The sequence below is a fragment of the Robertmurraya sp. FSL W8-0741 genome (genome assembly GCF_038004005.1).
Taxonomy (GTDB): Bacteria; Bacillota; Bacilli; order Bacillales; family Cytobacillaceae; genus Robertmurraya; species Robertmurraya siralis.
This window is the reverse complement of record NZ_JBBOQG010000001.1, coordinates 2,890,665-2,913,734: the sequence shown is the minus strand read 5'-3', so window position 1 is coordinate 2,913,734 and position 23,070 is coordinate 2,890,665. Positions and strand designations below refer to the sequence as shown.

At 37.7% G+C, this 23,070-nt stretch carries 23 protein-coding genes; 16 read left to right on the top strand and 7 right to left on the bottom strand.

Translation table 11 applies throughout. The annotated features are described in order from the left end of the window. Position 1 precedes the first annotated feature (1 nt). Complete coding sequence (locus NST02_RS14120; RefSeq protein ID WP_137744185.1) at positions 2 to 1,660, bottom strand: glutamine--tRNA ligase/YqeY domain fusion protein; 1,659 nt, start codon at positions 1,658 to 1,660, stop codon at positions 2 to 4. A 291-nt stretch (positions 1,661 to 1,951) separates the two neighbouring features. Between NST02_RS14120 and sdaAB the strand changes: the two genes are divergently transcribed. Together sdaAB and sdaAA are read left to right on the top strand one after the other, a co-directional pair. Next, complete coding sequence (sdaAB, locus tag NST02_RS14115; protein ID WP_095308632.1) at positions 1,952 to 2,614, top strand: L-serine ammonia-lyase, iron-sulfur-dependent subunit beta; 663 nt, start codon at positions 1,952 to 1,954, stop codon at positions 2,612 to 2,614. Positions 2,615 to 2,639: 25 nt separating this feature from the next. Continuing rightward, positions 2,640 to 3,527 (top strand): L-serine ammonia-lyase, iron-sulfur-dependent, subunit alpha, encoded by an 888-nt coding sequence (sdaAA, locus tag NST02_RS14110; protein ID WP_095308633.1) that lies wholly within the window; start codon positions 2,640 to 2,642, stop codon positions 3,525 to 3,527. Positions 3,528 to 3,632: 105 nt separating this feature from the next. Here sdaAA and NST02_RS14105 read toward each other — a convergent pair whose 3' ends face one another. Continuing rightward, complete coding sequence (locus NST02_RS14105; protein WP_137744187.1) at positions 3,633 to 4,088, bottom strand: small multi-drug export protein; 456 nt, start codon at positions 4,086 to 4,088, stop codon at positions 3,633 to 3,635. 171 nt (positions 4,089 to 4,259) lie between these two features. Here NST02_RS14105 and NST02_RS14100 point away from each other — a divergent pair, with 171 nt between their 5' ends. The 10 genes from NST02_RS14100 to NST02_RS14055 all read left to right on the top strand — a co-directional run bounded on the left by NST02_RS14100 (position 4,260) and on the right by NST02_RS14055 (position 13,014). Further along, entirely contained in the window at positions 4,260 to 4,745 is a 486-nt protein-coding gene (locus NST02_RS14100) for a tetratricopeptide repeat protein (RefSeq protein WP_095308635.1), read from the top strand. A 20-nt stretch (positions 4,746 to 4,765) separates the two neighbouring features. Next, entirely contained in the window at positions 4,766 to 5,380 is a 615-nt protein-coding gene (locus NST02_RS14095) for a pyridoxamine 5'-phosphate oxidase family protein (protein WP_137744188.1), read from the top strand. Between the two features lie 24 nt (positions 5,381 to 5,404). Then, positions 5,405 to 6,016, top strand: coding sequence for a pyridoxamine 5'-phosphate oxidase family protein (locus NST02_RS14090; protein ID WP_095308639.1), 612 nt, complete (start codon positions 5,405 to 5,407; stop codon positions 6,014 to 6,016). 661 nt (positions 6,017 to 6,677) lie between these two features. Continuing rightward, positions 6,678 to 7,037, top strand: coding sequence for a hypothetical protein (locus NST02_RS14085; protein WP_137744189.1), 360 nt, complete (start codon positions 6,678 to 6,680; stop codon positions 7,035 to 7,037). A gap of 492 nt (positions 7,038 to 7,529) precedes the next feature. Next, the gene (locus NST02_RS14080; protein WP_340949162.1) at positions 7,530 to 8,747 is read left to right on the top strand and encodes a glycosyltransferase; all 1,218 of its coding nucleotides are present in this window, start codon (positions 7,530 to 7,532) and stop codon (positions 8,745 to 8,747) included. Positions 8,748 to 8,786: 39 nt separating this feature from the next. Further along, positions 8,787 to 9,788 (top strand): glycosyltransferase family 4 protein, encoded by a 1,002-nt coding sequence (locus NST02_RS14075; protein WP_095308647.1) that lies wholly within the window; start codon positions 8,787 to 8,789, stop codon positions 9,786 to 9,788. 103 nt (positions 9,789 to 9,891) lie between these two features. Continuing rightward, positions 9,892 to 11,190: a nucleotide sugar dehydrogenase gene (locus tag NST02_RS14070; protein WP_095308649.1), complete on the top strand. Its 1,299-nt coding sequence runs from the start codon at positions 9,892 to 9,894 to the stop codon at positions 11,188 to 11,190. A gap of 14 nt (positions 11,191 to 11,204) precedes the next feature. Beyond that, positions 11,205 to 12,299, top strand: coding sequence for a DegT/DnrJ/EryC1/StrS family aminotransferase (locus NST02_RS14065; protein WP_340949161.1), 1,095 nt, complete (start codon positions 11,205 to 11,207; stop codon positions 12,297 to 12,299). A 148-nt stretch (positions 12,300 to 12,447) separates the two neighbouring features. Continuing rightward, on the top strand, positions 12,448 to 12,786 hold the full coding sequence (locus NST02_RS14060) for a DUF2642 domain-containing protein (RefSeq protein ID WP_095308653.1): 339 nt from the start codon (positions 12,448 to 12,450) through the stop codon (positions 12,784 to 12,786). Positions 12,787 to 12,801: 15 nt separating this feature from the next. Further along, a complete protein-coding gene (locus NST02_RS14055) occupies positions 12,802 to 13,014 on the top strand; it encodes a hypothetical protein (RefSeq protein WP_095308655.1) in 213 nt (70 codons plus the stop codon). 53 nt (positions 13,015 to 13,067) lie between these two features. On the opposite strand, the gene NST02_RS14050 is transcribed toward NST02_RS14055, so the two are convergent. Then, positions 13,068 to 14,285, bottom strand: a complete 1,218-nt coding sequence (locus NST02_RS14050; protein WP_235879518.1) for a glycosyltransferase — start codon at positions 14,283 to 14,285, stop codon at positions 13,068 to 13,070. Between the two features lie 119 nt (positions 14,286 to 14,404). Here NST02_RS14050 and wecB point away from each other — a divergent pair, with 119 nt between their 5' ends. Next, positions 14,405 to 15,481 (top strand): non-hydrolyzing UDP-N-acetylglucosamine 2-epimerase, encoded by a 1,077-nt coding sequence (gene wecB / locus NST02_RS14045; RefSeq protein ID WP_095308737.1) that lies wholly within the window; start codon positions 14,405 to 14,407, stop codon positions 15,479 to 15,481. Between the two features lie 36 nt (positions 15,482 to 15,517). Here wecB and NST02_RS14040 read toward each other — a convergent pair whose 3' ends face one another. Genes NST02_RS14040 through NST02_RS14030 form a run of 3 tightly spaced genes read right to left on the bottom strand, consistent with a single transcriptional unit; the run spans position 15,518 to position 18,180 of the window. After that, on the bottom strand, positions 15,518 to 16,546 hold the full coding sequence (locus NST02_RS14040) for a D-glucuronyl C5-epimerase family protein (protein WP_235879523.1): 1,029 nt from the start codon (positions 16,544 to 16,546) through the stop codon (positions 15,518 to 15,520). Between the two features lie 24 nt (positions 16,547 to 16,570). Next, positions 16,571 to 17,239: an acyltransferase gene (locus NST02_RS14035; protein ID WP_137744193.1), complete on the bottom strand. Its 669-nt coding sequence runs from the start codon at positions 17,237 to 17,239 to the stop codon at positions 16,571 to 16,573. Then, positions 17,239 to 18,180: a glycosyltransferase gene (locus tag NST02_RS14030; protein WP_340949160.1), complete on the bottom strand. Its 942-nt coding sequence runs from the start codon at positions 18,178 to 18,180 to the stop codon at positions 17,239 to 17,241. The genes NST02_RS14035 and NST02_RS14030 overlap by 1 nt, the downstream gene beginning before the upstream one ends. A gap of 128 nt (positions 18,181 to 18,308) precedes the next feature. Between NST02_RS14030 and NST02_RS14025 the strand changes: the two genes are divergently transcribed. The 3 genes from NST02_RS14025 (at position 18,309) to NST02_RS14015 (ending at position 21,303) form a co-directional block, all read left to right on the top strand. Beyond that, positions 18,309 to 19,289 (top strand): Gfo/Idh/MocA family protein, encoded by a 981-nt coding sequence (locus NST02_RS14025; RefSeq protein WP_170211337.1) that lies wholly within the window; start codon positions 18,309 to 18,311, stop codon positions 19,287 to 19,289. Between the two features lie 236 nt (positions 19,290 to 19,525). Next, positions 19,526 to 20,371 (top strand): D-amino-acid transaminase, encoded by an 846-nt coding sequence (gene dat, locus NST02_RS14020; protein ID WP_137744196.1) that lies wholly within the window; start codon positions 19,526 to 19,528, stop codon positions 20,369 to 20,371. Positions 20,372 to 20,376: 5 nt separating this feature from the next. After that, on the top strand, positions 20,377 to 21,303 hold the full coding sequence (locus tag NST02_RS14015) for a dipeptidase (RefSeq protein ID WP_137744197.1): 927 nt from the start codon (positions 20,377 to 20,379) through the stop codon (positions 21,301 to 21,303). 490 nt (positions 21,304 to 21,793) lie between these two features. On the opposite strand, the gene NST02_RS14010 is transcribed toward NST02_RS14015, so the two are convergent. Continuing rightward, on the bottom strand, positions 21,794 to 22,843 hold the full coding sequence (locus tag NST02_RS14010) for a M42 family metallopeptidase (RefSeq protein ID WP_137744198.1): 1,050 nt from the start codon (positions 22,841 to 22,843) through the stop codon (positions 21,794 to 21,796). Positions 22,844 to 23,070: the final 227 nt, after the last annotated feature.

Sequence of the window (23,070 nt, the reverse complement as noted above, 5' to 3'; positions counted from 1 at the left end):
ATCATTTTAATTTAAAGGAACTTTTTAAGGAAACGATTAAATTAAATACAGGTTTATCTGGTGTTGAATACTTCGGATCAACATTGAAATAGCCGTGGCGGAAGAATTGGAATTTATCCTGTGGTTTAACGTCCTGCATATTTGGTTCTACAAATCCTTGGATAATTTGTAATGAATTAGGGTTAACGTAATCTAAAAATGTTTTATTTTCATCGTCTTCCCCATCTGAATCCTCATCTAAAATAAGGGGTTCATAAAGACGGAATTCCGCCGGAATGGCATGCTTTGCATCGACCCAGTGCAACGTTCCTTTTACTTTACGTCCAGTAAAACCTGTTCCACTTTTTGTTTCTGGATCATACGTACAATGGATTTCAACGATTTGACCATTTTCATCTTTTATAACATCCTCACATTTGATGAAATAAGCGTGCTTCAAACGAACTTCATTGCCAGGGAATAAGCGGAAATATTTTTTTGGTGGATCTTCCATGAAATCTTCTTGCTCGATATAGATTTCTCGTGAAAATGGAATTTGTCGAGTACCCATTTCCTCATTTTCAGGATTGTTCTCCGCTTCTAGCATTTCGACCTTATCCTCTGGATAATTCGTGATCACGACTTTTAATGGACGAAGAATTCCCATCGTACGAGGAGCTTTAAGTTTCAAATCTTCTCGCACATAGTGATCGAGCATCGCAGAGTCAACAAAGCCAGAGCCCTTGGAAACGCCTGTTTCTTTTACGAATTCACGAATCGCTTCAGGAGTAAATCCTCTTCGTCGCAATCCAGAAATTGTTGGCATCCGCGGATCGTCCCAGCCATCAACAAACTTTTCATCAACAAGTTGCTTTAGTTTGCGCTTGCTCATAACCGTGTTTGTAATATTTAAGCGCCCAAACTCAATTTGTCGGGGTTTATTTTCAGTTTCACATTCAGCAATGACCCAATCATAGAATGGGCGTTGATCTTCAAACTCTACTGTACAAAGAGAATGGGTTACTCCCTCAATTGCGTCCTCCAATGGATGGGCAAAAGCGTACATTGGATAAATGCACCATTTGTCACCAGTATTATGATGAGTTGCATGGGCAATTCGATAGATGACAGGGTCGCGTAAGTTAATATTAGGAGAAGCCATGTCAATTTTCGCTCTAAGCACTTTTTCGCCGTTCTTGAATTCACCTTTTTTCATACGTTCAAATAGATCGAGGTTCTCTTCAATTGAACGATTGCGGAAAGGGCTATTTTTTCCAGGTTCTGTTAAAGTTCCTCGGTACTGGCGGATTTCGTCAGCGCTTAAATCATCGACATATGCCTTGCCTTTTTTAATAAGTAAAACTGCTTTATTGTACATTTCCTCAAAATAGTCTGAGGCAAATCGTAGTTCGTCCCAATCATAGCCGAGCCATTTAACATCCTCTTTAATAGAGTCAACATATTCTTGGTCCTCTTTTAACGGATTTGTATCGTCAAAGCGTAAATTCGTTTGACCGTTAAAGTCATCAGCAAGTCCAAAGTTGATAACGATTGATTTTGCGTGTCCAATATGTAAATAGCCATTTGGCTCAGGAGGAAACCGAGTCACGATTTTGTCGTGCTTACCAGCTTCTAAATCCTCCTTCATAATGCTCTTAATAAAATTTGAAGAATTTTCCAATCTTTATCAGCCTTTCCAATTATCTATAGTTATTGTCCTATTATACAATAGGACAATGAGAATTCACAATGGTTGCAAGGCGCATGCTTAAAAAGGACATATGTACATTTGAGGGATAGCGTTCAAGTGGCTGCATCTTTCTTTAAGCTGGATTAGAGCTTTGTCATTTATATTTTACTTGATTTGTTTTTACTATGAAAATAGGGAAAAATCACATAAAAACAGTGAATATTGTGGTATGATGATGTTGAGTTTTACTTTCATATTTTGTATTTAAAAGGAGCATATATTATGAAATATAGATCTGCATTTGACATAATAGGTCCAGTCATGATTGGACCTTCAAGTTCACATACAGCCGGAGCAGCACGAATTGGCCGAGTAGCAAGGACGTTATTCGGCTACCAACCACTAAAAGCGGTTATTCATCTGTATGGATCTTTTGCGGAAACATATAAAGGACATGGAACAGATGTGGCGATTGTGGGCGGACTTCTTGATTTTGATACATTTGACGAACGAATTCCTACTTCCCTGCAACTGGCAAAGGAAGCAAATATGGAGGTTGAGTTTATTGTCGAAAGAACGGTTACAGACCATCCGAATACAGTTCGCATTAAACTTTATGATGAGCAAAAAGAATTAGAGGTAGTTGGCATTTCTATTGGTGGGGGAACGATTGAAATTACAGAGCTTAATTCATTTCAGCTTAAGCTTTCAGGTGAAAATCCAGCAATTTTGGTTGTTCATAATGATCAATTTGGCGTTGTTTCTGCCGTTACGACGGTAATGGCACAAAATGAAATCAATATTAGCCATATGGAGGTTTCCCGTAAAGAAAAAGGAAAAATGGCGATGATGGTGATCGAGGTGGATCAAAAAATTAGCGCTGAGGTCCTGAAAGAAATTGAGAGTTTGCCAAACGTCACGCAAATTATTCAAATGGTTGAATAAGCTATGAAGGGATTGGAGCAAAATGATGTTTAGAAATGTTGCTGAGCTAGTGGAACTTGCAGAGAAAAAGCAAGTGAAAATAGCAGAAGTGATGATCCAGCAGGAAATGGAAGTAACCGGTCTAGCTCGTGAAGATATAATCGCTAAAATGGAACATAATTTAGTTGTAATGGAACAAGCAGTTGAAAGAGGTCTTAAAGGCGTGACATCTGTTTCAGGGTTAACAGGTGGGGACTCTGTTCTTCTGCAAAATTATATAAAAAGCGGCAAGTCATTAGGCGGAAATATTTTATTAGATGCTGTCAGCAAAGCGATGGCCACAAATGAAGTGAATGCGGCAATGGGGGTCATTTGCGCAACGCCTACGGCAGGCTCTGCGGGAGTAGTACCTGGAACTTTATTTGCAGTGAAGAAAAAATTAAATCCAACACGTATGGAAATGGTTGAATACTTATTCACTGCTGCAGCTTTTGGCTTTGTCGTAGCTAATAATGCATCCATTTCCGGTGCGGCAGGTGGCTGTCAAGCTGAAGTTGGCTCTGCTAGCGGCATGGCTGCAGCAGCTATAGTCGAATTGGCAGGTGGTACACCAAGCCAATGTGCGGAAGCGATGGCAATCACATTAAAAAACATGCTCGGCTTAGTATGTGATCCGGTTGCTGGACTCGTTGAAGTCCCTTGTGTGAAAAGAAATGCGATGGGTGCATCTAATGCCATTACGGCAGCAGATATGGCGCTGGCTGGAATTAAGAGCCGTATTCCTTGTGACGAAGTCATTCATTCTATGTATCTCATTGGCCAAACGATGCCAACAGCCCTTCGTGAAACCGCAAAAGGTGGCTTAGCTGCGACTCCAACGGGAAAGCGACTAGAGGCGGAAATATTTGGACAGCAAAAACAACTGCAATCCTGATGTTAAAAAAGCTGAGTCAAAAGGTTATTTAAGTAACAACTTTTTGCTCTCAGCTTTTATTTTGCATGTTGCCATTATCGAGCAAGTCATTCTTTTATTTATTCATTAATTTCTTACAAAAAAATCAAAGCCAAGCATGGTCAAAATGCCAAATGTCAATGTCCAAACGACTAAGCTAATCGTTGACCAAAGCATCGTCCAATTTTTCTTTGCGCCGAGTGACATCCCGATAAAAATAGCAATGTGGATCCCAATTAGGACAGGACCTAGCAGCGTTAGCCCTGGAAGACCATACTTATTCCAAATTTTATGGGCGCGTTCGCTTCGTTTGGAGCGTTCGTTTTCTGTTTCCCCCTTTTTTTCTTTTCGCTTTGCAAGCCAAGTCTTCACCTTTTCAAATCCAATAATGAGAAGGATAACTGTACTGAGGTTTCCTGTAAATCCGGAGACCATAACCCAGAAGGGGGATAAACCTCGGATTATCCCGAGTGGAATAACGAGGGCGATTTCTAACCAAGGTGTTGCAGCGGCAATAAAGATGAGTATGTATTCAATGAACAATCAACAAACCTCCTTTTCCAAATTATTATAACAATTGGTACGAATATTAAGCTAGAAAGAATTTGTAAAAATGGATGAGGATGAATCGAAAATATCTATATTTGATTGATCAAGGGCATGTCGTATTTCGTCTAATATTGCGGTAAAATAGTATAAAGGTAGGTATATAAAATGAATGATGAATTAAAGAAAGCATTAGAACTAAGAAAAAATGGTCGGTATGAGGAATGTTATCTAGTGATGACTAAATTAGGAAAGGAATTTCCTGATGACCCACAAATTCTTTATCAGTGTGCCTGGAGCTGCGATAACTTTGGAAAAGAAGAGGAAGCGGTTGGATATTATGAGGCAGCGATAAAGCTTGGATTAGCGGGTGATGATTTAGAGGATGCTTACTTAGGCCTAGGAAGTACATATCGAACTTTAGGAAACTATTCTTGCTCAAAAACAGTACTGGAGAAAGGAATAGAGCAGTTTCCACAAAATCAGGCATTAAGGGTTTTTTATTCTATGACTCTATATAATCTCAATGAACATGAAAAGGCGATGACGGAGTTGCTAAATTGTCTTGTGAACACAACCGATGATCCAAATATAGTAGGTTATAAGAAAGCGATCCAGTTTTATGCAGACAAGTTAAACGAAGTATGGAAATAAGAAATAAGAGGAGAATCGATATGGTTGGTTCAAATGGTGAGCACTTGTTGCAGCAGCGGTACGCTACAAAAAGAAGGGCTGAAGCATTTTATGAGCATCAAGTGATCAACTTTTTAAATGAAGAAATGAAGCAGTTTATTTCCTTGCAAAATATGGTCTTTATTTCAACTGCCGATGGAAATGGTGAATGTGACTCTTCGTTTCGGGCTGGGGAGCAGGGCTTTGTGAGAGTCATAGAAGACAAAATTTTGTGTTTCCCGGAATATCGAGGCAATGGGGTAATGGCGAGTCTTGGAAACATTTTGGAAAATCCCCATATTGGCTTATTATTTATTGATTTTGAAAGAGGCGTTGGTTTACATATAAATGGAAAAGCTGAAATCATTGAAAATGAACAGTTGAGTATGAAGGTACGGGAAGGGCTGGCACGTGAACTTATCAGTTATGAAGGTTTGCGGCTTGAGCGTTGGGTATTTATAGAAGTAGAGGAAGCATATATTCATTGCTCTAAGCACATCCCTAAATTCATAGCAATAGCCAAAGATATAAGCTGGGGTACAGATGATGAAATACGAAAGGGAGGGGATTATTTCAAGGTCAAGGCAATGAAAGCTCGAAAGGTCAAACTGAAATAGAAGAAGAGACTAGGGGGATGAAGCTTGAGAGATACGATTACAACAGAAGAAGAGTTGCGAGAACTGATTGGTGTTCCGAGTGAATTGGTAAAGAGAAAGGTGATAGCTGAACTGGATGAGCACTGTAAAAATTTTATAGCGAAGTCTCCTTTTTTAATGATTGCCACTGCAGATGAAAATGGATTTTGCGATGTCTCACCACGGGGAGATAAACCAGGATTTATTTACATAGAAAATGAACATTGCTTAATAATTCCTGAGCGACCAGGAAACAAGCGCATGGATACGTTAAGAAATATTTTGAAAAATCCTAGAGTAGGACTTCTTTTCTTTATACCAGGACTCGGAGAAACGTTAAGAGTTAATGGGAAAGCTGCCATTATTAAAAACGAAGAAGTTTTGGCAAAGCTATCTGCAAGAGGGAAAGCACCAATCGTTGCCATTCGAGTTGAAGTTGAGGAATGCTTTATTCATTGTGCTAAAGCATTTAAACGTTCTCAATTGTGGGAGCCTGAGACATGGTTAAATAAAGAAGCAATGCCTTCTGCCGCGCAAATATTATTTGCTCATACAAAAATTTCATCCATTGAAGAGATCGAACAAAGACTTGAGGAAGGATATAGAACGAGATTATAAAGTCAAATTGAAGGCTCCCAGCTTCAATGATGGGAAACATCTTTTTTATGACCAGTCAATCTTTTAAAGGAAGGCATGCTTTCGAAAGCAGTACCATTATTCGAAAAGCTTATTAAAAGTAAATGGGGATTAATCGTGAGGACTTTATTTTATTTGTTGTTGTTACTGTTCGGATCTCTACTCCTTGGGATAACAATAGACGACTCAATCATCGGGAATATTCTTTTAAAGGTGCTCGGAGCATTATGTTTTGTACCATTCTTGAAGACATGGCCGAAGGAAAATCGACTTAAGTGATCTTATTATTGATGGCCAATAGCCTAAGCATTGAAGAGACGTGTTTACATGTACATTCACAATGATTGTGCAGTTCTAACGGTATTGAAAATAAGAAATCGATTTAGCACCTTCCTTTTTTACTTGGAAGGTTTTTTGCATTCAGGTGCTAAGCTATGTTCAAAAACTTAATTTTTCAAGGCGGAGTTTAAAAATAAGGAAAAGCAGACTCCGAACATAGATAGTTGATAAAGACAGGGGGGATTAGATGCATTAAAGTTATGATTGTTCAGGTCTCCAGGATAAGCTGAACTATATATTTTGAATATAAAAAAACAGAATATTTAGTTAAATTGTGCTATAATGATGTTGGAGGTGGAATTTTTTGGTAAAACATATCCTTGTCCTTTCCCTGTTTGTTTCTTTAACAGCATGTGCTGGAAACATTAAAAAAGAACCGCAACATCCGTTGCTTTCTAGTGATGAGAACAATTATTCTTTATTGATCGTAGATGAAGCTGAAACAGAGATCGGAAGCCTTGAATGGAAAGACAACTATAATATTAAAAATGTAAAAACTGTGCTTAAACTCGATTCATTGGAAGAAGCAGATCAATCTTATAAATTTTTGCAATTGGATAGGACACCTATTTTTATTGTTTTTGATATGACGAATGTCGTCTTGAAAACAGGTAGTGAGCAAGAGCTCGTTCAGTTTTTACAGGAACACCATCCAAATGAATAAACGGAAGTGAAAGCGACAAAAAAGCGGTAGATTTAACCTTCTAACGTTTTCCTTCCCCCTCATTATAAAGAAATTTCTTTCAATCGAGCCCTAAATTTAATTTGCTGATTTAACTAGCGCACTGTCAGCCCCTCAATTTTGTTTTGAGCTCCCTTTTTAGCAATGATTGTATCCATAGCTCTGCTTTATAGCATGTTCGCTGGATCCTCAAGAAGGAAAAGCAGGGATTTAAATGCATGATGATATGCCCCTTTTCTCGTATCAACCATTTGCAAGGGTTATTTTTCTCCTTGAACACCCTCATTAAAAGACGCATTTTCGTTCCTCATGAAAAGTTGTGTGTAATCAAGTTTATACCCAATATAAGCAACCCCTTTTATCAACCATATTGAATAAAAAAGAAGGTGGCACAGTTTGTCTCTTCCTTCATAAAATACATGAGATATATTTTTATAAAATGGAGATTAATTGTCAGAAAAAGGGGATAAGAAAATGAAACAAAAGGTTTGTTTTCTTGTTACGGAACATTCTTTTTTAGATGTAAGGATATTTGAAAAGGAAGCTAAGAGCCTACAAAAAAAAGGATATGATGTAACAATGATCGTTCCGAAGGTCAATGGCTATCTTTTTGATATTAGTGGCGAGAAGCTGAAAAACTCTGTTGCTTCAAAAAGCTTCTATTATGAAGGGATCAAGATTGTTCCCTACACGGAACGACTAGGCAACCCACAAATTTATCAATATTATGACGATGTAACATCTGGGCGTGAAAATGAGGGTTTTCAGAATGAGTTGACAACATTAGGCATTAAGGAAAATGCCGATATTTATCATGCACATGAATTTCTTTCTTTTTATGCAGGCATCGGAATTAAACGTACGCTAAAGAAAAATGGACGTTCAGTAGCATTAATTTATGATAGCCATGAGCTATTTCCTGATCCTCTTGAATTGATGAATCAAAGAACGAGAATTGTGATGGATCAAATGTTAAAAAAGATGTTAAAAGAAGTCGATGGCGTGATTACTGTTTCAGAATCAATAAAATCATGGTATATGCAAATAGAACCAAGCTTGGCAATCGAAGTTATTTATAATTCTCCCCCTTTAACAGAGGAATTTACGGCGAAAGATTGGTCTTGTCGGCCATTGACAATCATTCACGAAGGCTTTATTAGTCAATCAAGGGGGAATTGGAGAAAAATAATTGGTAGCGTCGATGCGCTGAAATCGACGATTGATATCCGTTTTAAAATCATTGGCGGAACGAGGGCAAATGAGAAGAAATTGCTTGTACCTCCAAGTCTTAAAGAGCATTTTGAGATAAAAGAATGGGTCAACTATGTACAAATTCCATCAGAAATGAAATCTGCCCATTTAGGCTGGATTGATTTAAATTTAACTCATTCCTTAAACAATCAATATGCGATGCCGAACAAATTTTTTAGTTACTTGAACAACGGGGTTCCTGTTTTAGTAAACAACTGTGTTGATATGAAAGCTTTTATCGAGAAGCATCAATGTGGGATCGCTGTTTCTAAGGACTCTGTTACAGCAGAAGAATATGCGAATGTGATACGAAAGCTGAGTGAAAACGCTCATTTATTAAAGACCATGAGTATAAACGCAAGAAAAGTGATGGAAGAGTTCTATTGTTGGGAAAAGATGGAGCAGCGCCTATATAACTTTTATGAGCAAGTGACAAATTAGCATTTAGCTAAACTGGAATGTGAAGGAGATGCAAGAATAATGAAAGTTTTACACATACCATATGGTTCGCCCATGATTGATTTATGCCATGCTTTACAAAAGCAAGGCATAAAGGCAACTGCTTGCCATTTCACTAGTAATCGCTACCAATTTCAACCGGATATATGTTTGAATTTGGAGCGGCTATCAACTGAGGATAGAGAGCAAAGGCTTTCTGCATTTCTTGATCAAGCGATAAAAGAATATGACATTTTTCATTTTCATTTTGGGGAAAGCTTCTTTCCAGATAAAAGGGATTTGGAGCAAATTAAAAAAGCCGGCAAAAAAATGGTTATGCATCACCATGGTTCTGACGTCCGTATTTTTTCAATTGCGAGAAAGATGAATCCGTATATTCGCGTAAAACCTGAATGGACAGAGAAAAAAATTCGTGAAAACCTCGATATTCTCTCCAAATATATCGACCACGCATTTGTTCAGGACTACGAATTATATGCTTATATTCAACCTTATTATAAGGAAATCCACGTCATTCCTCATACATTAGATGTGAATCAAATCCTACCCACTTATCCAGAGGTGAAACAGGCACCGCTCGTTGTTCATGCGCCAACAAGGCGTGATCTGAAAGGAACAGACCATATCGTAAAGGCTGTAAATCAATTAAAGCATGAAGGCCTTCAATTCCATTTTCAGCTAATCGAAGGAATGACATATGAGCAAACGAAGGAATTGCTTGCGCAAGCAGATATCGTAATTGATCAACTTCGAATTGGTGCTTACGGTTATGTGAGCACTGAGGCGATGGCGTTTGGAAAGCCGGTCATTTGCTATTTACGAAGAGATGTGATGAAGAAGTATCCATCAGGTCTCCCGATTGTCAATGCTGATCCAGGAAATATAAAAAAAATATTAAAGGAATTAATAACGAGTCCCCATGAGTGGAAAGAGCTGGGAATAAGGGGAAGGCAATATGTAGAACAGAATCATAGTCAAGAAGCGGTAGCAAAGCAATATATTCATATTTATAAAAAACTATAGTAAAAAAAGTTTATTTTTATATTTTACAACAACCGTCTATACAATTTGCACATTCTTTTCATACGGTAAAAGGAAAGCTGAATATAAGAAGAGAGGTTGTGCTATGGAAAGGAGAAGAGAAGACAAACAAGTAGCGGTAGTTGGGCTAGGAAAAATAGGACTAGCATTGGCAGCCGTTATTGCTGAAAACGGATTTGATGTGATAGGTGCAGATATCAACCCTCATGTTGTATCGTTGGTCAACGAAGGGACTTCCCATGTTAAAAACGAGCCAGGACTTGATGAACTTGTGAAAAAAAACCATCAAAATAAACGATTAAGAGCAACTTATAAAACCGTGGAAGCAGTTAAAGATGCAGATGTGATCATCGTCATTGTGCCCGTATTAATTGATGATAACCATCAAACTGATTATCGTTATATGGATTTAGCTGTAAATGAAATTGGAAAAAGCATTCAAAAAGGGGCATTGGTCATTTTTGAAACAACAGTACCTGTAGGAGATACAAGAAATCGCTTTGGAAAAAAGATTGAGGAACTTTCCGGTTTAGTAGCTGGACAGGATTTTGATCTAGCATACAGTCCAGAGAGAGTGTACTCAAATCGAATTGTTGAGGATTTAGCAAATTATCCAAAAGTTATTGGTGCTATTAATGAGGGAGGCTTGCAAAGAACCGTTTCCTTCTATCATAAGGCGCTTAAATGTGAGACGATGTCTGTTTCATCTTTAGAAACGGCTGAATTTTCTAAGGTGGCTGAATGCGTTTATCGCGATGTCAACATTGCGTTAGTGAATGAATTGGCGAAATTTGCTAGTGAAAAAGGTGTATTGATTAACGAGGTTATAGAAGCTAGCAACAGTCAGCCTTTCTCCCATTTGCATAAACCAGGTATTGGTGTGGGAGGACATTGTATTCCCATTTATCCATTCTTCTTTATCAATAAAGGGCTGGAAAAAGGGTTGACGACTTTAGCTCGAGAAATCAATGACTCTATGTCACACTATGGAATTGGCAGACTTGAACATGAACTTGGAATATTAACAGGTAAAAATATTCTTATTTTAGGGTTATCGTTTCGTGAAAATGTTAAGGAAGTGACGAAGTCAACAGCACTTCTCCTTATGGAACAATTAGTGCAAAAAGGAGCAAATGTGTTTGTCAATGATCCGCAATTTTCTAAAGAAGAGATCGCGAGATTTGCTGTTACGCCATTATCTCTTTCAGATGAGAGCGTAAAGAAAATAGACGGTGTGATTGTGCAAGCATTTCACCAACAATATGAAGGTTTGGATTTCGCTATATTCAGTCGTTGTAAAGTTGTTCTTGATGGCAGAAATGTATTAAATAAAGAGAAAATCTCAAGTCTTGGTATGAAGTATCTCGGAATTGGGATCGAATAAAGGAGGTTGTTTAGATGATTCCAATGGTAGATTTAAAGGCAGAAATGAAGATTTTGCGTGAACCAGTTTTAAAATCAATTAATGAAGTGCTTGAAAGTGGACATTATATTTTAGGAGAAAAAGGGAAGGAGTTAGAGAATCAAATTGCTTCCTATGTGAGTTGTTCCTATGCTTTAGGGGTTGGGAATGGTACCGACGCCCTTTACTTGGCGTTAAAGGCACTTAATATTGGTCATGGTGATGAAGTAATCACGACCTCATTCACATTTTTCGCAACCGCAGAAACGATCGCTCAAGTCGGTGCGAAACCGGTCTTTGTTGATATTGAAGAAGATACGTATAATATTGATCCAACGAAAGTTCGGGAAAAAATCACCTCCAAAACGAAAGCTATTATTGTAGTGCATTTATTTGGACGAGCAGCAAAAATGGATGAAATTCAAAAAATTGCTGAAGAATTTGAACTGAAAATTATTGAGGATGCCTGTCAAGCGATCGGTACGGAATATAATGGGAAGAGGGTTGGTGCCCTCGGTGATATTGGCTGCTTATCCTTTTTTCCCTCCAAAAACCTAGGTGCATACGGGGATGGAGGTATGATCGTTACAAATGATAGAAAACTATATCAAAAGATTCTCTCATTAAGAAATCATGGCAGCAGACAAAAGTATATACACACTAATATTGGAATTAACAGTCGTCTTGATGAAATTCAGGCTGCCGTCTTACTTTTGAAATTAAAGCATTTGGATCTCTTTTTGCATAAGCGCAAGGAAGTGGCAAAACGCTATACGAATTCGTTACAGCCATACTTGAAGACACCACCTGCAATTGAAACGAGGGAGCACACTTTTCATCAGTACTGCCTTGAATTTGAAGAACGTGACGCACTTGCAGAGCATTTACGGAAAAACGGTATTGCGACCGCGATCTATTATCCGATTCCGCTTCATTTACAAGAAGCATTCTATGATCTTGATTACAAAGAAGGTGATTTCCCAATTGCTGAAAAAGTGGCAACGAAAATATTGGCCTTGCCGATCTGCCCTTTTTTAACGATTGAAAATCAAATGGAGATTATTGCAAGCATCAAAAACTTTCTACACTGAGACAAATGCCCAGTAAATAGACTAAAGCGGAAAATGTACAAACTCTTAAAAATAGTTGTAAATGCGGATACCAAAAAAAATAGTTTTCGTATCATATTAATGGGAGCAGCAAAAAGCACTCATGATAGACAGAAAGGAGGAAATGTAATTGAATAATGATATTCTTCGTCAAATGCTTTTAAGTAATCTTCAATTACTTTCACAAACAGTAAATGTTAGTGTCGGTTCCAATACAGGTGATTTAACAGGCAATCTTGATGGGGTTTTAGGAAACATTGGATCCTCACTTTTCCCTAATAAAAATCGCCAAACATTGCGTGCCTTCTTAATCAATCTTTTAAATCAGCAAGTAACGATTTCTACTCCACTAGAACCAATTACTGGAACACTTATTGCGGTCCAGAGAGATTATGTAGTTATGGTAGAGAGTGACGGCTCCCTTGTCTTGATTCCACTTTCACAAATTCAAACAGTTACAGAAATGTAAGAAAGGAGTGATACGATGTTCCAGGCATTTTTCGCTGCAGAATTAGCAAGACGTGTTGGTACGAGAGTGGAAATTGGACTAACTGATCGACTCGTTGAAGGTGTACTCTCCTCAGTATCTGGAGAATTAGCTCTTGTCGTTGAAACAACTAGCTATACTCCGAGCTTGACTACCGCCATCCCACTCTCCGCTATTGTATTCGTCAGGATTCCAGCTACAGCTGCATAATTAATAATAAAGAAACCTGCATAGCCAAATATGCAGGTTTTCTTACTCCAATCCTAAAGGTTTTCGTAGACGGCTAGCAATCTCTTTTGCATATGTTCCCAGCTATAACTCATTTCCATAATTGCTCTAGATTTTTGGCCCATTTCCTCTAGCAATTTTTTTTGCTTATGGAGGTGGATAATAGCATTTGCGAAATCTTTTGCAGTTGCATGTGCTTTTTCAACAACATGACCACATTTATGCTGTTTAACGAAACGTTCCATTTCAGGAGCCTTATTGACCAAGATAGGGACGCCATTATTTAAATAGCTAAAAAATTTATTCGGTAAGGCATAGGAGCGGTTCAATGAATTGGCTAAATCGTCAAAATCTATCCAGCCGATATCTACATCCGCCATATGCTTTTGAATATCTTGATACTCGACCCAGCCTGTCAGTTGGATTGTATTCTTTAAAGATTTTGGAATATGGATCGTCTCACCGTATCTTGGACCGCCAATCACGCGAAATTGAAAATTTTTCATGACACGAGTACAAATTTCAGAAATGCCAATGATCTTTTTGAAATTTCCCTTCTGTGCTTCAATACTGCCTTCATAGCAGATCGTAAAGCTGTTTTTGGCTGTTTTTTTAGTAGGAGCTGCTGCCAATGGGGGTGAGTTATAGACGACATCTACAGGCAAGTTAGGAATCTCTGTATGATACCAGTTTTTAATGGAGTCAGAAACGGTAATAACATGATCAACTTCTTTTAGCATGATAAGAAGCTTTTCTTTTAATTTTTTCTTTGCAGGTTCAGAATAACGGCTATCCAACGGGTCTGGCACTAATTCATGACTGTCATAAATAAGCTTAACATCTTTCCCTTTTGTTTTTTTCATTAAACGTTTAGTTCCGATTCCGGCAAATAATGATAAATATTCATGGGCATGGTAAATATCTGCATCCTGCTCCATCGCAAGTGTTGTGATTGGATTGGGAAATGCATCCTTTTCCCAAGTGTCTTCCTCTTCTAGTACTTTATTGAGATAAGAACGAGAGTTTTCGAAACTATACGTAACGATATTTATTCCTTCGTAAGTAAATGTTTGTTCGAGGAATTTGTTTGTAAATGGTTGCCCATTAATATCAAATAAATAGCCTTTTTTTCTTGGAACTATCATCGTTACATCATAGCCGGCGTCATATAATGATTTTGCTTCTTTGCGAAAAATTCGTGAATCTAAAAAGGGATGTTCAGCAACTAATATACAAACCTTTTTCAAGTCCATCACCACCAAATATTGAATATGCACACAATCAAGCTCTGTATTTTATTCATATGATCAAGCAATGGGGATTGATTCTTCATTTTCATAAGCATGAAAAATTTGTTAAGGAGCTGATGGCTTTGAAAATATTAACCATTGTTGGCGCCAGACCACAGTTTATAAAAGCTTGTATGTTATCAAAGGAATTTGTCAGGGATGACGTCGTCGAGGAAATTATTGTTCATACTGGCCAGCATTATGATTCTTCGATGTCGGATATTTTCTTTGAACAGTTACAAATTCCGAAACCTCATTATCATTTGGCTGTTGGTTCTCATTCCCATGGCAAACAAACTGGAAAAATGTTAATTGAACTCGAGCGGATCATGATCAAAGAACAACCAGATTTGGTATTGGTATATGGTGATACCAATTCTACACTGGCAGGCGCATTAGCTGCTGCAAAGCTGCTTATCCCTGTTGCTCATGTGGAAGCAGGGTTGCGCAGTTTTAATAAGAGGATGCCAGAAGAACAAAACCGTATCTTGACTGATCATCTTTCAACTTTATTATTTTGTCCAACTGATGCTGCTGTAGAGCACTTAAAGCAGGAGAGCATTACAGAAGGAGTCCATCAGACTGGAGATATTATTTGTGATACGGTTAATTTTTTTTTACCGATTGCTTTGGAGCATTCATCCATTCAAAAGACGCTGGAGCTTGAGAAAGACAGATATTTTGTTGCAACCATTCATCGTGCGGAAAATACAAAAAATTGTCAGCAATTGATGGAATTATTGAATGCATTAAATAGTATTGGTGAAAAGGTACTCATCCCTATTCATCCGAGAACAAAGAAGATGATCGCAACCTGTAAGATGACGGAAGAAGAGTATCCTCAGCTTCATGTGACTGAGCCGTTAAATTATTTTGATATGTTGGCCCTCGTTTATAATGCAAAAGGAGTTTTAACGGATTCCGGTGGTTTACAGAAAGAAGCTTATCTTCTTAAAACCCCATGTATTACATTAAGGGATGAGACAGAGTGGACGGAAACGGTGACTGCTGGTTGGAATCGTGTCGTTGGAAGAGACTCTACAAAAATTATGGAAGCTGCAAAGAAGTTGCAGGTCCCTAAAAAGCATATTCAGCTTTTTGGTGACGGTCAAACAGCTAAGAGAATCGTGGAAATTATTCATAACTCCTTTTATAATTAGCAACAAGGCTTGACTCCATGATGAAGATGGGGTCGGTTATACATATTTGATTTTGCCGATTAAATAGTCCTTCCACCTTGAAAGTGTCTCAGCCATCTTCTTATCATTTTCAATCGAATTAAGGGCATTTAATTGATATATATGGGTGATGTGATAGCCCCATTTTGCGATATTAGGATAGCCACCTTCTGTTGTATAGTGAGTCAGATCATAGGCAGTTCTATTGCCAAGGTCATATAAGGGTAACATTCTTTTTAAAGTAACTATCCCGTTTTGATACAGCTTATAAACAGATCGGTCACCAGTAGATTTATAAAGATCATAGAGCCCTATCAACGAATACATAAAACCATTTAAAATATAACTAGGTGGGTTGGTAGGACATTCCTCATAGAAAGAGTATTTCCCTTCAAAAGTAGCAAGAATTCCATTTGCTCTAGAAGAGGTTTCGAAGATTTTTTTCGCTTTCACTGCACTTACGAGATATTTTTTATCATTCATTACGTATGCAGCTCTTGATAAAACGGACAAAGCTACTCCCATTCCTATAGCGGAATACCAGGGGCCTTTTAGTTTTTTTAGTCTGGATGGATAATAGTGGAAATCGAAAGAGTAATTCCAGCCACCGGAATTGTCTTGGTTTTGTAAAAACCAATTGGCTGCCTTCAAAAATTTCTGTTTGTTATCTTCATTCTTATTACTTAAATAGAGGCTATAATGCTGTAATCCAAAAAAACCGATTGTTGCAGGGTTATAATAAGTGCCAAACGGATAGACAGTTTGCGGAATTCCATTGACATCCATTTTTACATTCCAATTTTCAACCTTGTTTTTGTCATAATGTAAATAATTGCCTCGATGGTCGTATTTAAGCATCTCGAATAATCTTGTTTTCGTAATATCGATTTTTAGCAGGTTTTCTTTTGTAATAAACTGATGCACTGTTAAGTAAGCTTTCTCAATGAGAGAATAGGGAATGTAGTAATCATTCCCAATCATTTTACCATTCCCTTCGTACTGATCGTGCATGACAATCTTTATATCTTTTATATGTTCAGAACTCATCACTAAAACGCCCCCTCTTATCGATTATCGAAGCTTTCTTGCTGGTACGCCAGCGACGACAAGATGTTCGCCTATATCCTTCGTGACAACAGAACCGCCTCCGACGATGGTATCTGCGCCAATCGTGACAGCAGGGAGGATTGTAGCGTTATTTCCAACTTTAACGCCCTTTTTCAGATGTGGCCCTTTTAATACATACTCCTTTGCTCCCATGTATTTATCGTTTGCCATTGATACACAAGGACCAATAAAGACATCATCTTCTAAAATCGTGTCCCCCGTTATATATGACAATGTTTGTATCGTGCAATTCTCTCCGATCCTTGTATTTAGTTCAACGATTGCATTTCTACCAATAACGGTTCCTTTTCCGATCGTGACATTTTCCCTAATACTGGCATGATCACCTATGAATACATTTTCGGCAATAGTCGTATTCAAATAAATGGAAACCATATTCCCTATTTTTATATGATCTCCAATCAAAAGGGAATGAGATTGGATTGTTTGCTGCCGCATGCGTGTATTGCCTCCTGGAATAATCCCTATTACACAATTTGCCCCAATTTCAACATTATTTCCGATTCTCGTACCTTTTAAGATAACGGTATTATGGCCAATCACCACATTATTGCCAAATGTAACATCATCTTCAATAACGACATGTTTTCCAACTGATGGCTTTGTTGACATTATGTGCTCCTCCTTTTTTGAGTTTCGACAATTTTTTTTATTTCTGTGACAAGCTGCTTTGCCCGAATCTTTAATGAATGATTTTGCTGAACGAACTCATGGCCCGTCATTGTAATTTTGTTGCGCTCAGTATCGTTATTTAAATAATATGTTGCCTGCTCTTTAAAATTCGCTTCATTTATTGCGACAAAATGTATTCCTGGTTTGAATCCGAGTGCCTCCAACTCCTCGAAAGTAGGTGCTAATAATAATGTTTTACAAGCTAGTGCTTCAAAATATTTCATGACCGGATAAAGGTAAATCGAAGGACTAGTGAAGAAGATTTTTGCTCGATTTAACTCGCGGGCATACTTTTCTCCAATAAAATGTCCCTTTTCCTCCTTAGTTGTTATATCCCCATAACCTGGGTGCGGATGGTAAACAAAATGGCGATCATGCTCGTAAGCTTTGACGATTTTTTTACGAAGTGGGTAAATGTCATCAGTTGAACCCATTAAGAGAAGATCGATATCTTTAGGAAGCTGATAATCTCGATAAATTTCCGTTTCTACAAAGTGAGGAAACCATCTAAGACGGTTCGCAAATTCGGGATATATTTCTAAAAATTGTTTGCGAATGATGGAAAAAATAAAGCGGATATTATTTTTTTTAATGTACAAGCGTCGGGGTTCCTGATAGCGATAAACATCGTTAATGATTAATCCGACAGGAATGGGGATTTTTGAAAGCCCTTGAATAAATGGGGATAATTGATTTCCGATATCATTTTGAATGAGAATGAAGTCAGGCTGAAATTGTAATTTCTTTATAATTGTTTCAATGGAACCAGATTGCCGCCATATTTTGAGAGTCGTTAATTCGTCTAAAGCTTTTTCTAAATATAAGAAATTCTTCACAATCATTTTGGAGGTGTCATTGGTAATGTAAAGCAATTTAACCATTTGGTTTCGTCCTCTCAAAATTTTATAGAACAAGCTCCCAAAATATTATTTTCCTTAGCAAACGTACAAGTTATCCAAAATTCTCAGCATACATTATAGTAATCAATCAATCTGGGAGGATGTTGAGCATGAAAGTGGGCGTTATAGGTACTGGGAAAATGGGAGAAAATCATTTGAAAAATTATCTTGAAATATCTGACCGATGTGAAGTAGTTGGTATTTACGATGTGAACGAACATAGAGCGAGCGAGATCGCCAGTAAATATGGGGTAAAGTACTTTAAAGATTTGCTTGAATTATTAAGGAATGTTGATGCGGTTAGTATTGCAGTTCCAACAAAATATCACTATGAGGTAGCGCTTGTTTGTATCGACCATGGCGTTCATATACTCCTTGAAAAGCCAATGGCCAGTCAGCTTGAAGAAGCAAAGAATCTTCTTAGAAGAGCTGAAACAGCAGGAATAAAAGTGCAAGTGGGGCATATAGAGTTGTACAATCCCCTTATTCATCTTCTGAAAGAACGACTCAAAGATGAAAAAATTATAGCAATAGACATCCATCGAATGCAACCCTTTGATCTAAGAATGCAGCATGTTGACGTTGTTTTCGATTTAATGATTCATGATATTTACATTTTAAAAGAATTATTAGGCTCTGAAATGATTCACTTCAATACAATCGGAAAAACGTCAGAACAGATGCCAAAACATGCCATCGTAAGTATGCTTTTCAATAACGGAACAGTTGCGCAATTAACGGCGAGCTACAAATCGCAGGAAAAAATTCGGACGATTAGAATTTTTACGGAAAAGGCAATATTTAAAGTCGATCTTTTGAGAAATAAAATAGAAGTTAATCAAACAACCTATTTTTCTATTCAAAATGATAATGTGAAAATTCCGCAGAAGTTATTGGAAACAATTGAAATTCCACATTTTAATCCATTAAAGAGTCAACTTTACGATTTTATTCATTCTGTTGAAATGGACAGGACGCCATTTGTGACAGGAGAAGATGGAATGAATGTACTAAAAATTTGTTCTAATATAAGTGATAACATTAAATTGTTATCATCAAACTATGACGAGCTAACTTCTGATGAATTGTAACAAGAAAAAAAGGAAGCACGATTCGAAGTGCTTCCTTTCAAAAAGGAGTAGATGGGTTGTGAGTACTATATTCTATGCACGAATTAAAGTTTGGTATGGACAAGCATTGAGATTTTACTAAAAATTTTTCAAAAAGAAATAAATGGGGGAAGCAGAATTCTTTATAGCATATTTTCAGAAAAAAGCGTATTTTAGTAGTAGGAAAATTAAAGTACATAAGGAAAGGTGAGATAAAGATGGATTTAGGTTATATTAACGGAAAATTTGTTCAGTTGGATGAGCGAGTTATACCGATTGAAGAAAGAGGACATCAGTTTGGGGATGGAGTGTACGAGGTGATCCAATGTTACAATGGGCAACCTTTTATGCTCGAAGAACATTTGCAAAGACTTTTAGAAAGCTGCGAAGCAATAAAATTGCCGATTAGTGAAACACTCGAGGATTTTCGTACTCTGATTCTTACAGGAATTGAAAAAGCGGAACTGCAGTATGGTAAAGTATATTTACAGGTTACGAGAGGGATCGCAGTAAGAAACCATCCGTTTCCTGATGTTCCCGTTTCGATTTCAATGACATTAAAGGATACAGAGCCTCTGGCTGAAGGATATCGAGTGAATGGCGTTCATGCCATAACCCATGATGATGAAAGATGGGCGAAATGTTACATAAAATCACTTAATTTATTGCCGAATATTTTAGCGAAGCAGGAAGCTCAGGAAGCAGGTTGCTTTGAAGCGATACTGGTAAGAAACGGTTTTATTTCTGAAGGCACTAGCTCCAATATATATATGGTCAAAGATGGAGCAGTTATCACGACTCCACTCAGCAACCATATTTTAGCGGGAATAACGCGGATGGCAGTAATACAAGCAGCCGAAGAACTGAATATCCCTTTTGTGGAAAGGTATTTTAGTCCGAAAGAGCTTTTGGAGGCGGATGAAGTATTTATGACAAGTACTCTCGTCGAAGTGCTTCCGATTGTCAAAATTGATGGCACAGTTATCGATAAAGGTGTTCCAGGAGAGATCACAAAGAAGCTGTATATGCAATATCAGGAGCTTAAAAAGAAAGCTTTGGTGTGACAAACTTGAAAATCATTGATATGCATTGCGATGCCTTATTAAAGCTATGGGAAGCAGGTGGAGCGATTTCCTTCCAGACGGATTCGACCATCGATACGAATAAAGAGCGATTGCGAAAAGGAAAAGTGAAAGTTCAAGCGTTCGCACTATTTGTTGATCCGGTTTTGAAATCGTCTAGTTTATTTGATATCGTTCTTGAACAAGTAAGGCTGTTTCAAGTAGAAATCCTTGCTAAAAATAAAGACATCAAACATATTACAGAATGGTCACAGCTTGAACATTTAAAGGATGGCGAAATCGGAGCTCTTCTTACTTTAGAGGGAGTTGATGCCATAGGAAATGACTTAACCAAGCTTGCTATTTTATATCAGCTCGGCGTCCGCTCTGTTGGCTTAACATGGAATTATGCCAATCTTGCTGCAGATGGCGCAGGTGAACAAAGAGGAGCAGGATTAACGTTTTTCGGAAAAAAAGTTGTGCACTTTAATAATGAGCATCAATTATTGACGGACGTCTCTCATTTAAGCGAAAGAGCTTTTTGGGATGTCATTGCCATAGCTAAATATCCGATTGCCAGTCATTCTAATACGAAAAGGCTTTGTGATCATAGAAGGAACTTAACTGATTCACAAATTAAAGAACTGCTGAAAAAAGGTGGCATGATCCATGTCGTTTATTATCCTGAATTTGTGAGAAAAAATGGGCAAGCGACGATAGTCGATCTAATCAAACATATTGAGCATTTGTGTGAACTTGGAGGTGTGAAACAAATCGGTTTAGGCTCCGATTTTGATGGTATTGACAGAAAAATACCCGGATTAGCACATGCAGGGGAGACACAAAATTTAATTAATGAGTTATTAAAATACTACTCTGAGGAAGAGGTAAGAGGGTTTGCGTCGGAAAACTTTTTGCGAAATCGACCGAAATAAAAGGCATAAAGGGGCTTAAAAAGGGGTTTCACCATCCTTTTCATCGTTATGAAAAGGATTAGCTATAGCTTTCTTCTGGTTTTCTTGCGACGAAAAGTCGGGCATAGAGTTGATACTATCGGTTTCTGTTTTTGAAAAAATAGATGCTTTATTGTTTGTGCAGTGATAAGCACGGAGGAATACGCCTCTAATTAATTGAAAGAAGGAATAACCCACTTTTTATGGCCCCTTAACCTTTTTTAATAAGGGAGAAGCACCTTCACGCTATAGCTCTAACCTCCTTTATTTCATTAGCTTTGCTAAACGATGATAGATGATTTTGATCAAACGATAATTGGCTCATTTTGCGTGAAGCTTTGGATTCACACGAAATGAGCCATAATCAATACCGACATTAAATAATGAAATTCGTTAGAAAACAAAAAAATAAACAGACAGTCCGTCATCATTTATTCGAGCTGTCGATCATTAGCTATGGGTATGCAAAAGCTTAGCTAATGATTTCTGAAAGTACGTAGTGGTGCAGCAATTTTCCTGTATTTTCAATACTTGACTGATGCGTCCGTTCAAATGCGTGGGATGAGTCGATTCCAGGCCCGATTAATCCGTGTACAATATCATGACCGGAGCGAATGGCTGCAGATGCATCAGAACCGTAATAAGGATAAATATCTAACTTGTACTCAATATTATATTCTTCAGCAAGTTTGGCTAAATGCTTGCGAAGTCCATAGTGATATGGCCCGCTTGCATCCTTCACACAAATTGAAACTGTATATTCATCTGTAGATTGGCCGTCACCCATCGCGCCCATATCAACCGCTAAATATTCGACCGTCTCTGGTGTGATATTTGAGTTTCCACCATAACCAATTTCTTCGTTATTGGAAATAAGGAAGTGGGTTGTATGAGGCAATGAAACCTCATTTGTTTTTAAATGTTTAATTAATTGTAAGAGGATCGCTACACTTGCTTTATCATCTAAATGTCGTGATTTTATAAAGCCGCTTGGCGTGATTTCAACTCTCGGCGCAAATGAAACAAAATCACCGACTTCGATCCCGAGCTTTCGAACATCCTCGGCACTTTTGACAACTTCATCAATGCGTATTTCCATATTTTCCTGATTGCGCTCAGCTTTTCCAGCGTCCTTATATACATGGACGGAGGTTTGATGCATCAATATTGTTCCGCTATATTTACGACCAGAACTTGTTTCAATTTGACAATACTCTCCCTCGATGGAGTTAAATTTAAAACCGCCAATTAAATCGATTTTTAACCGTCCGCTCGGTTTAATTTCTTTTACCATCGCTCCTAATGTGTCAACATGTGCCGTTAACATTCGGTGCCTGGAAGAATCAGTTCCTGGCAATGTGGCAATTAAACCGCCTTTTCGGTTACGATATGTATCAACTTGGAGTTCACTAAGAAATTTTTCTACATAGTTTATAACTTCAAATGTGTTGCCTGTCGGGCTTGGAATGGATACAAGAGCCTTTAATAGATCGATTGTTTCCCTTGCATTTGGATAGGACATATGAGTTTCCCCCTTTATAATTCAATATCTTTTTCATCATACCACTAATAAATGGAAAAAGTAAGACAATTTCTTGTTGTAGATTGATTCCTTTTTCTGTATAGGTAGAATAGAAAAGAAAAACGTTTCTGGAGGTTATTGAATGAGTGAATGTAAGCTTGATCATACCATAGAGGATGTTAGAAATAAGTATGAAGCACAGAGTACCTATTTACCCAAGGAATTTG

Coding starts and splice junctions, on each gene's coding strand:
- sdaAB (WP_095308632.1), top strand. CDS start 1,952: ATGAAATATAGATCTGCATTTGACATAATAGGTCCAGTCATGATTGGA.
- sdaAA (WP_095308633.1), top strand. CDS start 2,640: ATGTTTAGAAATGTTGCTGAGCTAGTGGAACTTGCAGAGAAAAAGCAA.
- NST02_RS14100 (WP_095308635.1), top strand. CDS start 4,260: ATGAATGATGAATTAAAGAAAGCATTAGAACTAAGAAAAAATGGTCGG.
- NST02_RS14095 (WP_137744188.1), top strand. CDS start 4,766: ATGGTTGGTTCAAATGGTGAGCACTTGTTGCAGCAGCGGTACGCTACA.
- NST02_RS14080 (WP_340949162.1), top strand. CDS start 7,530: ATGAAACAAAAGGTTTGTTTTCTTGTTACGGAACATTCTTTTTTAGAT.
- NST02_RS14075 (WP_095308647.1), top strand. CDS start 8,787: ATGAAAGTTTTACACATACCATATGGTTCGCCCATGATTGATTTATGC.
- NST02_RS14070 (WP_095308649.1), top strand. CDS start 9,892: ATGGAAAGGAGAAGAGAAGACAAACAAGTAGCGGTAGTTGGGCTAGGA.
- NST02_RS14065 (WP_340949161.1), top strand. CDS start 11,205: ATGATTCCAATGGTAGATTTAAAGGCAGAAATGAAGATTTTGCGTGAA.
- NST02_RS14055 (WP_095308655.1), top strand. CDS start 12,802: ATGTTCCAGGCATTTTTCGCTGCAGAATTAGCAAGACGTGTTGGTACG.
- NST02_RS14050 (WP_235879518.1), bottom strand. CDS start 14,285: ATGGACTTGAAAAAGGTTTGTATATTAGTTGCTGAACATCCCTTTTTA.
- NST02_RS14040 (WP_235879523.1), bottom strand. CDS start 16,546: ATGAGTTCTGAACATATAAAAGATATAAAGATTGTCATGCACGATCAG.
- NST02_RS14035 (WP_137744193.1), bottom strand. CDS start 17,239: ATGTCAACAAAGCCATCAGTTGGAAAACATGTCGTTATTGAAGATGAT.
- NST02_RS14030 (WP_340949160.1), bottom strand. CDS start 18,180: ATGGTTAAATTGCTTTACATTACCAATGACACCTCCAAAATGATTGTG.
- NST02_RS14025 (WP_170211337.1), top strand. CDS start 18,309: ATGAAAGTGGGCGTTATAGGTACTGGGAAAATGGGAGAAAATCATTTG.
- dat (WP_137744196.1), top strand. CDS start 19,526: ATGGATTTAGGTTATATTAACGGAAAATTTGTTCAGTTGGATGAGCGA.
- NST02_RS14010 (WP_137744198.1), bottom strand. CDS start 22,843: ATGTCCTATCCAAATGCAAGGGAAACAATCGATCTATTAAAGGCTCTT.